Annotated in this window: 8 protein-coding genes; all 8 read right to left on the bottom strand. The window is 66.6% G+C overall.

What is annotated here, in order from left to right; all coding sequences use genetic code 11:
- Window positions 1-28 precede the first annotated feature (28 nt).
- Window positions 29-505 (bottom strand): pantetheine-phosphate adenylyltransferase, encoded by a 477-nt coding sequence (gene coaD, locus HMPREF2630_RS06315; protein WP_049344147.1) that lies wholly within the window; start codon window positions 503-505, stop codon window positions 29-31.
- A complete protein-coding gene (rsmD, locus tag HMPREF2630_RS06310) occupies window positions 502-1,158 on the bottom strand; it encodes a 16S rRNA (guanine(966)-N(2))-methyltransferase RsmD (RefSeq protein WP_070483948.1) in 657 nt (218 codons plus the stop codon). Before rsmD ends, coaD begins: the two co-directional genes overlap by 4 nt.
- A gap of 119 nt (window positions 1,159-1,277) precedes the next feature.
- Entirely contained in the window at window positions 1,278-4,430 is a 3,153-nt protein-coding gene (locus HMPREF2630_RS06305) for an ATP-dependent DNA helicase RecG (RefSeq protein WP_083298901.1), read from the bottom strand.
- Window positions 4,427-5,839, bottom strand: coding sequence for a DAK2 domain-containing protein (locus HMPREF2630_RS06300; protein WP_143131602.1), 1,413 nt, complete (start codon window positions 5,837-5,839; stop codon window positions 4,427-4,429). The genes HMPREF2630_RS06305 and HMPREF2630_RS06300 overlap by 4 nt, the downstream gene beginning before the upstream one ends.
- A gap of 228 nt (window positions 5,840-6,067) precedes the next feature.
- On the bottom strand, window positions 6,068-7,252 hold the full coding sequence (locus HMPREF2630_RS06295; RefSeq protein ID WP_246822760.1) for a thiamine-phosphate kinase: 1,185 nt from the start codon (window positions 7,250-7,252) through the stop codon (window positions 6,068-6,070).
- A 219-nt stretch (window positions 7,253-7,471) separates the two neighbouring features.
- Window positions 7,472-8,896, bottom strand: coding sequence for a hypothetical protein (locus tag HMPREF2630_RS09430; RefSeq protein WP_070483944.1), 1,425 nt, complete (start codon window positions 8,894-8,896; stop codon window positions 7,472-7,474).
- A gap of 437 nt (window positions 8,897-9,333) precedes the next feature.
- Complete coding sequence (locus tag HMPREF2630_RS06285) at window positions 9,334-10,452, bottom strand: D-alanine--D-alanine ligase family protein (RefSeq protein WP_070483941.1); 1,119 nt, start codon at window positions 10,450-10,452, stop codon at window positions 9,334-9,336.
- A 225-nt stretch (window positions 10,453-10,677) separates the two neighbouring features.
- On the bottom strand, window positions 10,678-11,796 hold the full coding sequence (locus tag HMPREF2630_RS06280; RefSeq protein WP_070483939.1) for an NAD(P)H-dependent glycerol-3-phosphate dehydrogenase: 1,119 nt from the start codon (window positions 11,794-11,796) through the stop codon (window positions 10,678-10,680).
- Between the last annotated feature and the right edge of the window lie 25 nt (window positions 11,797-11,821).

The raw sequence follows: 11,821 nt of genomic DNA, 5'->3' as shown, positions 1-11,821 counted from the left end.
GCGCCCGCCGGTTTTGCGGGGCTCTCTACTAGGCGCTCTTCAGGGCGCGGGCCACCGCCTCCGGCACGAAGGGGGTCACGTCACCGCCCAGCGAAGCCACCTCGCGAATAATGGTCGAGGACACCGCCCCGTAGCGGTCCTCACCCGCCAGGAACACGGTCTCCACGCGCGCCAGGTGACGATTCATGCTCGCCATGGGAGCCTCGTAGCTGTAGTCCGTGGCCGAGCGCAGACCCTTCACCAGCACCTTTGCGCCGCGTTCGGCCGCGTACTCGGCCAGCAGCACACCCGGCGGAATCGGTTCCACGCTCACGCCCTCAATGCCGAGCTCGCGCAGGGACTCCTCCACGAGCCGCACGCGCTCCTCGAGGGAGAAGCGGTACTTCTTGGCGCTGTTATGGGCCACGCCCACGATGACTTCATCGAAGAGCTCGGCGGCCCGGGCAATGATTTCCAGGTGACCGTGGTGCACGGGGTCGAAGGATCCGGGGCACAGGGCAATCATGCGGTAACCTCCGCGGTGTCGAAGTGGTGAGGGGTTGTTTCGTCGGCAGAGTCGTCGGCGGGATCGTCTCCGTCGGCCGGCTCTTCGGGCTCAACGTAGTAGAGCACCGTCTCGCCGTGCTGGCGGGTCGAGAAGCAGTGCAGCTCGCTACCCCACTCGGGTTCCGCATCGCGCGAAGAACGCTCCACCACGACCACGGCACCCTCGGCAAGCTTGGGGGTCAGCGCCCGCATGAGCTCGCGCACCTGCTCGTTCGGCATGGCGTAGGGCGGGTCAACGAACACCAGGTCCCACGGTCCCGATGCGGTCTGCACGTAGCTCAGCGCCTGAGACTGCTGCACGCGCGCCGCAGAACCGGCAGCGTTGCGGCCCATCGCCTTCTGCACCGCCTCGACGTTGCGACGAATCACCGCAACCGCCTTCGGGTAGGTGTCCAGCAGGGTCACGGAGGCCGCCCCGCGGGAAAGCGCCTCGCACCCCAGCGCGCCGGAGCCACCAAAGGCATCCAGCACGCGGGCGTCGCGCAGCAGGTCGTAGCTCTCCAGCTTGGAGAAGAGGGATTCTTTCACCCGGTCCGTGGTGGGGCGCGTGTTGTCCCCCGGCACCGAGGCCAGGCGCACGCCTCCGGCGGCACCGGCAATAATGCGGCTCATAGGGTCTCTCCTCTGAAGTAGTTGACTAACTAGGTAACGGCGGTGTGGTGCAGTTACGGTTTGGGCGGGCACGGTTTTAGCGAACAGTGGGCAGAGTGTGCTCCCCATTCCCCGAGCACCTATCCCCTGCCAAGGAAGGCCTCGCGGTCAGCGTCCAGGGCGCGGTCAATCGTGCGCGCCAGCGACGGGTGCTTCGCCAGCGTCGGGTCCTTCTCAACCACCGAGCGGGCGTCCTCTCGGGCCCTCTCGATGATGTCGGCGTCGGCGAGCGCCCGCAGAAAGCGCAGGGTGCTCTTCGAGCCGGACTGCGCAGCACCCAGAATATCACCCTCGCGGCGCTGCGCCAGGTCGATGCGGGAAAGCTCAAAGCCGTCCGTGGTGGAGGCGACCGCATCCAGGCGCTCCCGGGACACGCCGCCCTCCTCCTGGCGGGTGACCAGCAGACAGGTGCCCGCGTAGCCGCCGCGGCCCACACGACCGCGCAGCTGATGCAGGCCCGAGATGCCGAAGCGGTCGGCGTCCATGATGATCATGAGCGTGGCGTTCGGGACGTTCACGCCCACCTCAATGACGGTGGTGCTGATGAGCAGGTCAATCTCACCGCGCTCGAAAGCGGTCATGACGGCGGTCTTCTCCGCCGGGTCCATGCGACCGTGCAGGGTGCCGATACGCACGCCGACGAGGGCGTCCTCAGCGCTCAGGTAAGCGTGCATGGAGGCCACGGAGGTCAGCTGCACCTTGCCGTCGCTGCTGGCCCGACCGCCCAGGCCCGGGGTTCCCGCAACAGTCGGGACGGAGGCGCCGAAGAACGCGGCACCCTCCTCCAGGCCGTCGCCGTCCTCCCCGATTTTGGGTACGACGACGTACACCTGGTGCCCCGCGTCGATTTCTTCTCGGGCGCGCTGCCACAGGCGGGAGGCCCAGGCGGGCTTCTCGGCGAGGGGCACCACGTGGGTCGAAATCTTCTGGCGGCCGGCGGGCAGGGTGTCCAGCACGGACACGTCCAGGTCGCCGAACACCGTCATTGCGACGGTGCGCGGAATGGGCGTCGCGGTCATGACCAGCCGGTGCGGCAGGGCGCCGTCGGGGCCGCGCAGGCCGTCGCGCTGCTCCACGCCGAAGCGGTGCTGCTCGTCCACCACGACCAGGCCCAGGTCGTTGAAGCGCACGTCGTCGGAGAGCAGGGCGTGCGTACCAATCACAATCTGCGCGGTGCCGTCGGCGAGCTCCTTCAGCACCTGGCGCTTGGCGCGGGTGCCCATGGAGGCGGTCAGCAGGCGCACGCGCACAGTCCCTTCGGGGATTCCTCCGGCAGAGCCGTCAGGGTCTTCGAGCGCGGCCATGTCCCCCAGGATATCCAGCACCGAACGCAGGTGCTGCTCAGCGAGCACCTCGGTCGGGGCGAGCATCGCGGACTGGCCGCCCGCATCGGCCACCTGCAGCATGGCGCGCAGTGCCACCACGGTTTTGCCGGAGCCCACGTCACCCTGCAGCAGGCGGTTCATGGGCGATTCGCTCGCGAGGTCGGCGGAGATTTCCTCCCCCACCTTCCGCTGTCCCTCGGTCAGCTCGTAGGGCAGCACCTCGAGCAGGCGATCGGCCAGGCCGTCCTTGATGGGCGGCCGGGCCTGCGTGCGGTGCGCGGCTCGGGCAGAGTGCAGGCGCGCCAGGGCGCTCTGCAGCACGAAGGCCTCACGGTAACGCATCTGCGCCTGGGCGGCACGCCACGTGTCCTCGGTGTCGGGAGTGTGCAGGGCGCGGTAGGTCCAGGCAAGGGAGGGCACCTTGCGGGCGCGACGAATCGCGTAGGGCACCGGGTCCTCGAGCTCCTTGAGTGGAACCTTCTCCAGCAGCTGCTCCATGTACCCGGCGATGCGGTCGGTGGGCAGCTTGGCGGGGGCCCGGTAGACGGGCACGGGGGCGGTGGCGGCCTCGTTCATCTCGGAGCCGGAGGCGTCCTTCGAGAGCAGGGCGTAGTGCGGGTTGGTGAGCGTGTACTCGCCGCGGTAGATGCCGACTTTACCGGAGAACATCATGGTTTCGCCCTCGCGAATTTCGCGGGCTGCGGTCCAGGCGTTGAAGAAGGAAAGCTTCATCTGCGCACCGATGAGCGGCGCGGGTGCGGGCACGCCAAAGAGGCCGCCCTGCTCAGGACGGTTCTGAGTAAAGTCGTCCTGCCCGTAGGAGTCGGCGTAGCCCGTGTAGGATGCGGGCGCGGCGAGGGAGTCGATGCGCGGGTTGTGCTGGCCGGTTGCCTGCCAGCGCAGACCCAGCCCGGATGCCCCCCGGGAGGAGGTACCCGGGGCGGAGGCGTTGGCGCGGCCGGGGGTCACGGACACGGGCCCGATGCCGCCGAAGCCGCTCTCCTCGTGCGCGGAGGAGTCGGCGAGCCGGTCGGTGATGGTCACCTCGGTGATTTTGCCGCGGCGGGCCGCCATGGTTCGGGTGCTCACGTGCACCACGCGCGCAATGATGGTGACGTCCTGGCCCTCAACGAGTTCGGCAAAGGAGCTGAGCTCACCGCGCGGCAGGTACTTGCGCGGGAAGTATTCGAGCATCTGGCCGACCGTGGTGATTCCCAGGTGCGTGGCGATGGCCTTGACGCTGGGGGCGGGCAGGTACTTTTTGAGGGGCGTGTTCTCGAGGCTGTCCTCGGCGGCGTAGCGCGCCAGGGCACGACTTTTGGCCTCCGCGGCAACTGATGCGGAGGTCGATTTCTCAGCCGGGGCCTTCCGTTCAGCCGGGGCCTTCTTCGCGGAGGCTTTCTGAGCTAGTTCTTTCTGCGCCGGTTTCTTTCGGGCGGGTGCCTTCCGTGCCGGCTTCTTCGGCGTGGGCTCCTCCGGTTGAGTCGTCTCCGGCTGAGCCGTCTGCCGGGCGGCCAGCGCGATATCCACGAGCTCGTAGAGCGCATCGTCGGTCATGGCGTGCGCGGCGGGGCCCAGCGAATGTTTGAGCGCCCTGAGCGCTTTACGGTAGGGTGCGCTGGTTCGACGCGCGGCCCGTTCGCTCAGCTCCTCGCGGCTCGCCTCGCCGCGGGCGAAGGCGGCAAGGTCGCGGACGGTCAGCTCGGCCGTGGTGCGCAGCTGTTCGTCGCTGAGGAGGGGCACCCCGCGTTCCCTCTTGTGAGGTTCGGCGAGCGCAGCGGGTTCAGCCTTCTCGGCGGGTACAACAGGATCGGTGGGTTCGACGGGCGCGACAGGCTCAGCCCCGAAAATGCCCAGGTCCAGGGCCTCCTGTTCGGGGCTGTGCTTTGGGGTGCGGCGCGGGCTCATCTGCAGCTCTCCGCGTGGTGCCCGTCCGCGAGCGAGGAGATGCGCTCGTCCGACCACTCCCCGTATGAGGTCACGAGCCGGCGTGCCGGTTCCACCTCGGGCACGTGCACGTGCACGGCCCAGAGGCCTGCGGCCATATCCAGCGGGGTGATGAGCAGGCTATCGCCCATGCCCTCCAGCTCGAGACGCAGCTGAGCCATCGCGAGGGGTTCGCAGCGCAGGGTACCCATGAGTTCCCAGCCGCTCTCCCCCTCCTCTGCGGGAGTCTTCGCACCCGGGGCGGGGGCGACCTGTGCGGGTGCCGCGGAGGCGGGGGTCAGCATACTCCGGACCTCCTCCTCGCTCAGGGTTGCGCCCTCCCACCTCGGGTTGGCGTGCACAACGGCCAGGTAGAAGCCGAGGGCGCCGGCGTCCACGCTTCCGGCCAGGTGCGGTGCGGGCGGATGCTCGGCGGTGCGTTCCAGGGCTCTCAGCATGGCGGCGCGGCGGGCGCGGTTCAGAGGGGTTTCTGCACTCTCGGCATCCTCGGCACCATTCGCCCCGTTAGTTTCGGGCTCGCCAGCTTCGGGTTCATCAGCGCCGTGCGCAAGTTTCTCGGGGGCGTTCTCCCCCTCGGGGTAGTACAGCCCCAGGCTGGCCAGCTCCACCATGACGGAAAGCATCGTGGAGGGCACCATCTGCTCCCCCACGCTCGCGCGCACGCGCTCGGCGGCGCAGGCCATGGCGCGGGCCTCGGCCACCGCGTAGTCAAAACCGCGGGGCGCCTCGAGGTCTCCGCTTCCCGAAGCGGCCGCGTGAGCCGCGCGCACCCGCTCCTCATCTCGGGCGAGGGCGCTCAGCAGGGGCAGTTCCTCAGCCTCCGGACCCAGTTCCTGAGCAAGGTTGCCGGGCAGGCCCCAGTAGCTGCGCACGGCTTCCAAGCCCCAGGCGCAGAGCAGCGTTCCGGAGTTGCCGCGGGCCATCCGCGAGGCGCTCACGATGGCGCGCTCGTAGATTCCGCCCAGGCGCACCCACAGGTGGGCCAGCCCGGGCACGTCCTCGCGGTCAGCGGGGTCCTCGAAGAGGAGTTCCTCCATGCCCCGGTCGAATTCCTCGGTGAGCGTGCGCAGAGTGTGGGCCAGGTTCGACCCGGTGTCGTGGTCGGGCACGGGAAAGCCGTTGAGCTCGTTGAGGGGTTCGCGGTAGTGGTCCACCACGGCCCGGGCGCTCGCGGACCAGGCGATACCGAATCGATAGGCTCGCATGCAGGCGCGGCGGTACACCTCGCGGGCCTCGCGCAGAGAATCATTGCGCTCGGGGCCGGTCGGCGCATAAGCGCTATTCGACCCCTCAGAAAGACCCCCGGGACGGGCATCACCGCGGGTTCCGGCGGGCCGGGTGCCCCGCGAGTCTTCACGTTCTGTCCTCATGCTCCCCTCCTGCGGTTCCGGTTTCTGGTGTTTCCGCGAGCCCACGCGCGCCAGGGCTGGCCCGCACCACGGCTAATTGCGGTAATTCGCAGGTCGGCGGGTGGGCGCAGTCTTCGCGCCCTTACCCCACCCCTGCTTCGTATTTCTATTCTAATAGAATTTTCGATTAAATGTACGGTATTTTCCGCGAAACCCAAGAGTCTAAGAACCCGCGGGTCCCGGCTCGCGCTAGGCCCCGTAGTGTTCCCAACCCAGCTCGCTCAGGGGCGCGCCGTTCATGAGCACGGTACCGGCCGCGAGCGACCCGCGATGCCCCGCACCGTAGTGCCCACCGGCCAGGGGATCCGCACTGTGGGCTCGGCCCGCGCGGTCCACGCGGCACGAGCCCAGGGTCGTAAAGCCCTCGGGCACCTCCGCGGGGAAGGTCGCCAGCAAGCCGTGATCCTCTCCCCCGCCGAGCACGAAGGCCCTGGCCAGGGAGGCGGGACTCTCGGCCCCCTCGTTGTGTTCGACGATGGTCAGCAGCAGACGGGCCACGGGCAGCAGGGGCGCGGCAAGCGCATCCACGGCGGCCTCGTCCAGGTGAATCTGCACGCCGGATGCGCGGGCGATCCGGCCCGAATCCTTGACGAGCCCATCGGAAACGTCCAGCATGGCGTTCGCGTCCGCATCGCGCGCCGCCTCACCCAGAGGCACCGGGCTGACCGGGCGCATCTGCGCATCAATGGCACGTTTGCAGGCCTCGAGCATTTCGGCAGCTTCGGCGCTATTCAGGGTTCCGATGAGGTCCAAAAGCCCCTCGGACAGGGGAATTTCGGGGAGCGGATCATGGGACAGCCCGCCGTTCGCGATGCCCTTCAGCAGCACCATGGCGGGGCGGGATAGCGGGTTGAGGAGCAGCCGCAACCCGGCGTCGGCCCAGCCGGTACGCCCGGCCAGCGCAAGCGTGTCACCCGCCTGCGCGCCGGAGCGCAGCACGGGCCGGTCGGTGCGGCCCAGGGCGGTGACGGTTACCGAAATCTCGCCGGAGGCACCCATGTCGCCCCCGGCGATTGTGCAGTCCTCAGCTCCGCAGGCGCGCACGCCGTCCACGAGTCCCCGGGCGAAGTCCTCGACCCAGCCGTAGGGGGTTTCACCCGGCAGGCTCAGGGATGCGAAGAGGCTCACGGGCCGCGCGCCCATGGCGGCGACGTCGGCCAGGTTTTGCGTGGCCGATTTGCGGCCGACCTCGTACCCGCCACTACGGGTTCCGTCGAAGCCCCCGAGCCAAGGGTCCATAAAGTCTTGGTTTTGCACGAGGGTATCGGTGGTGACCACGGTCCGCTCGGTCGAGGGGGTCAGCACGGCGCAGTCGTCTCCGGGTCCCACCTCGAGCGCTTCGGTGCGCCCCGATGCGCGGAGTGCATCGGTCACTCGTTCGTTATGCGCCTCGATAATGGGCATGAAGGCGCGCAGAACGCGGGACTCTCCCAGCTGCGCGAGAGGCGTCTCGCGCGTGGGATGGTCCCGCGTTTCACTAGATGTTTGAGGATTCACACCCTTAATTATCGCGTATTCTGCGCTACGCGTTAGCTCGTGGCCACTTTTCTCACTAGGGAGAATGACGGCCTGGTCTCTACCCGTTCGGGAGTCTTAGCTTCCCTGGCTGAAGTAGCGGATTGCCAGGGCAATCAGCACAATGCCGATGAGCGAGAAGAGAATCAGCGGCGCGATGCCGGACAGGCCCGAGTCATCCGCGTCGGCATTCTTCACGGCCTGCTCCTGCGAGGCGTTCGCGCCGTCGGCCTTGGTCACGCTCTTGGCGGAGCGGCTGGCGGTAGCGGACGCGGAGGAGCTGGGCGACTTCGATGCTGCCGCCGAGCTGGGCGACTTCGAGGGGCTGGCCTCTGCAGTTCGGTCATCCTCGGACTTATTACGCGAAAGGTAACCGGCCACCCAATCGGCTGCACCGGGGATGGAATCCTGCGAACCATTGTTCGCCGCGATGCGTCCCAGCGTGGTGGAGCCGGAGGGCAACGGATCCTCATCGGTGTCACCGATCGGGGTCGGCTTTGCGGACTCGCTCGATGCCGACGAAGTGCTCGGGCGCACCACCTCGATGGAGATGACGGTGTCCTCTTGACGCCTGGTCGGCGCAATAACCTCACGGTCCACCGAGGGCGCCGGCGCCACGGGCTCTGTCTCCGGAGGAGCCACCGGTTGGTTCGGGGTGTTATCCCTGGGTTCGTCAGAAATCACGGGGATAACGGGAACCACCGGATCCTGGGAAACGTTCTTCGTGGGCTCCGGATTGGGCACGGGGACAACCGGCTGTTGCTTAGGTTCCTGAGTGGGGTCCTTAACCGGGTTCGGGTCTGCGTCCTTCGTGGGTTCCTTGGACGGCTCGGGGACGGGGTCCTGGGTCGGTTCAGGAGTCGGGTCCTGGGTCGGTTCAGGAGTCGGGTCCTGGGTCGGTTCAGGAGTCGGATCCTGAGTAGGCTCCGGAGTCGGCTCGGGGGTCGGGTCCTGAGTAGGCTCAGGGGTCACGTCCTTGGAGGGCTCCGGTGTCGGCTCGGGGGTCGGATCCTGAGTGGGTTCCGGAGTCGGCTCGGCGCTCTTAGAAGGCTCGGGGGTGGGCTCAGCAGTCTTCGAAGGTTCCGGGGTGGGCTCGGCGCTCTTCGACGGCTCCGGGGTGGGCTCAGCAGTCTTCGAAGGCTCAGGGGTGGGGTCCGCACTCTCAGAAGGTGCCGGAGCGGCCTCCTTGGTCGGCTCAGCACTCTCGGACGGGGTCGGCTGGGCATCAGAAGTAGCGCGAGGGGATGCCTCAGCATCGGCCGTCGCGGAGGAAGTAGCTTCAGTGGTAGGCCATGCACTCACCGTAGCTAGGGTAGGAACTGCCGTCTGCGAATGTTCGCCAACGGCGGGGTCTAGGGTTTGGTCTGCAGCGTTTTCGGGGTGCACCGGTACCTGGGCGGCATCCTGTATATCCTGCGCAAACGAGGCTACAAAGGGGCTTCCGGAAGCAACCAGTGCTGTCGCCAGACTCGCAGAGACCACCTTACGGTTTCGTTTTCCCAAAAGGTTGTCCTTGACTTTCTGATATTTCGTGAGTGAATAGGTATCCCATCAGTGAGCGACGGAACACCATCAGTTATTCTACCGAATTAGCGGATTCTTTCCCGTCTATCTTATCGCTTTTGGGTATGTCTTCGGGCTTGTCATGAATTTTTACGACTGCCTATTCGGGTTTATTACCCTTTGCGGGCGCTACATTCACTTGCGAGAAAATTTGCGTTACCCCTAATCGGTATGCACTTTTACTCGATAAATCGCAAAGGCACCCTAAAAGTATAACCGTCAAGTGATTTTTCGCACCAGAGAAATTAGAACGTCTCTCATGTATCCTGAGAATCCCCCTGCGGCTCGGCCGGTGGGGCGCGATGGCTCCGAGAGAGCGCACACAAGCCGGGGCACCGTACGTAAGACAGAATACGGCGCCCCGGCTAATGCAGAAACTAGCGCAGGCCCAGGGGGCGTTCCATCGCCAGGGTCAGCAGCTCGCTAATCAGGTCGGTGTAGGAAATACCGGTGTTCTCCCACATGGTCTTGTACATCGAAATCGGGGTGAAGCCGGGCATGGTGTTCACCTCGTTGATGACCAGGCGGCCGTCCTCGGTGTAGAAGAAGTCCGCACGAGACAGGCCCTCGCCGTCCAGTGCCAGGAATGCCTTCACAGCCAGCTCACGCAGACGATCCTGCACATCCTGCGGCAGGTTTGCCGGGCACACGGTCACGGCCGAGGACTCAGAGACGTACTTCGCCTCGAAATCGTAGAAGCCGTGGTCCTGATCCACAACCTCGATCTCGCCGGGGTAGGATGCGCGCGGCATCTCGCCGTGGTGGCCGTCCAGCACGGCGCACTCGATTTCGCGGCCCACGATGCCGGCCTCGATGATGATCTTCGGGTCGTGATGGCGAGCCTCCTCGATCGCGGGCACAAGCTCCTCCACCGAATCCACCTTGGTAATACCGAAGGAGGAACCTGCGCGGGTCGGCTTCACGAACATGGGGAAGCCCAGCTTCAGCACGCGCTCCAGAATCTGCTCGCGGTCCTCGTGCTCCCACTGGCGATTGGTCACGACCTCGTAGGGGCCGACCTCCAGGCCGGCGGACTCGAAGGCGACCTTCATGAAGTGCTTGTCCATGCCCACGGCTGAGGCGGTCACACCGCAACCCACGTAGTGCAGGTCGGCCATTTCCAGCAGGCCCTGCACGGTGCCGTCCTCACCGAAGGGGCCGTGCAGCAGCGGGAACACAACGTCCACCGGCGCGGTGCGGGTAACGTTGCCCTCAGCGTCCACCAGGGTCAGGCGGGAATCGCCGGTGCCCATCGGCAGGAATACCTGCTGGGTACCCTCGGGGAACTCCGCGGTACCGCGAGTGCCGGCAGTCAGCTCGGCAAGCTGCTGCTCGTCGGTCAGGTACCAGCGGCCGTCACGGGTAATGCCGATAGTGATGACGTCGTAGGCGGTGCGGTCAATAGCGCTCAGCACGCCAGCGGCGGTAATGAGCGAAATGGGGTGCTCGGAGGAGCGGCCACCGCACAGCAGGGCGACGGTCTTCTTCTCGGTCATGTGTTTCTCCTAGTCAATGTTCCCCTACCATTAGGTCCGGAAGGTGGAACGGCAATGCATCAATAATCCTAACGCACGAATACCGTCGCGGTCACTGATGCGTTTCTCACGCACCGGTTTTCCGCAACGGTATCCGTCCTTGGATGTTTACATTCAATCTTCTTCTAGTATGTCCTGGCACACAACCCGAATCAAGGGGTGCCAGCACATCAGAAAGCTTTAACCCTAGTGGCCCTCGTGCTTGAGGCGGCGCCCCAGCAGCTTCGGGGCGAGGTCCTCGATGCTGATGCGGCCCGAAAGCACCGCCACCACGGCCTCCACGATGGGCATTTCCACACCGTGGCGGCGAGCCAGCTCGGCCACCACGGGAGCCGACTTAATCGACTCGGCCGTCTGACTCATGTGCTCGTGCAGGCGGTCGGGGGCAACCCCCTCGGCCAACAGGCGGCCGGCCGTGTGGTTACGGGACAGTGGTGAGGAGCAGGTGGCGATCAGGTCGCCCATGCCGGCCAGTCCGCTCATGGTCGAGGCCTCGCCACCCAGCGCCACCGCCAGGCGGGTAATCTCCGCCAGGCCGCGCGTCATGATGGAGGCCTTCGAATTATCGCCGTAGTTGCGGCCCTCGCAGATACCCACGCAGAGGGCAATCACGTTCTTGACCAGGCCGCCGATTTCGGTGCCGACCACGTCCGTGTTGGTGTAGGGGCGAAAGTAGCCGCAGGCGATGGCGCGGGCCACGGCCTCGGCCACGGGCAGGGTGCGGGCCGCCACGACGGATGCCGTGGGCTCCTCCCCCATAATCTCGGTCGCCAGGTTCGGGCCCGAGAGCACGCACACGCGGTGCGGAATGTGGCCGATCGCGCGCACATCCGCGCCGCGCATCGCGAGGGCCTCCTCCAGCTCCTCGGTAATGACCTGCGACATGCGCAGGCCCGTGCCGGTTTCCAGGCCCTTGGCCAGGGAGACCAGCAGCGCATCCGACTCGATGAAGCGGGCGTAGTTCTGCAACTGCGAGCGCAAAACCTGTGCCGGCAGAGCCAGGACCACCAGGTCCGCCCCGGTCAGCGCCGAGGGCGCGTCCGCGGTGAAGTGCAGGTTGTCGGGGAGCTTAATGCCCGGGAAGTAGCGGGAGTTCTCGCGGGTGCGTTCGCACTCGGCCATGGCCTGCTCGTCGCGACCGATGAGGGTCACGCGGGTGTCGTCGCCGCGCTCGCGAGCGGCGTCCGCCGCGATCTTGGCGAAGGCCGTGCCCCAGCTACCCGCGCCGAGAATCGCAATGGATTCCACGGTGGGTGAGAGGGTGAACTCGGGGCTCGGTGCCGGGGTTCGTCCAAAGAAGCTCATGGGAATCTGTCTCTCTCGCGCTTCC

This window comes from Rothia sp. HMSC072B03, assembly GCF_001809565.1.
GTDB lineage: Bacteria > Actinomycetota > Actinomycetes > Actinomycetales > Micrococcaceae > Rothia > Rothia mucilaginosa_A.
Note: the sequence above shows the minus strand (reverse complement) of the source record. Positions and strands in the feature narration are given on the sequence as shown.

Bases quoted from the DNA above. Each gene is read 5' to 3' on its own strand.
- coaD (WP_049344147.1), bottom strand. From the start codon at position 505: ATGATTGCCCTGTGCCCCGGATCCTTCGACCCCGTGCACCACGGTCAC.
- rsmD (WP_070483948.1), bottom strand. From the start codon at position 1,158: ATGAGCCGCATTATTGCCGGTGCCGCCGGAGGCGTGCGCCTGGCCTCG.
- HMPREF2630_RS06305 (WP_083298901.1), bottom strand. From the start codon at position 4,430: ATGAGCCCGCGCCGCACCCCAAAGCACAGCCCCGAACAGGAGGCCCTG.
- HMPREF2630_RS06300 (WP_143131602.1), bottom strand. From the start codon at position 5,839: ATGAGGACAGAACGTGAAGACTCGCGGGGCACCCGGCCCGCCGGAACC.
- HMPREF2630_RS06285 (WP_070483941.1), bottom strand. From the start codon at position 10,452: ATGACCGAGAAGAAGACCGTCGCCCTGCTGTGCGGTGGCCGCTCCTCC.
- HMPREF2630_RS06280 (WP_070483939.1), bottom strand. From the start codon at position 11,796: ATGAGCTTCTTTGGACGAACCCCGGCACCGAGCCCCGAGTTCACCCTC.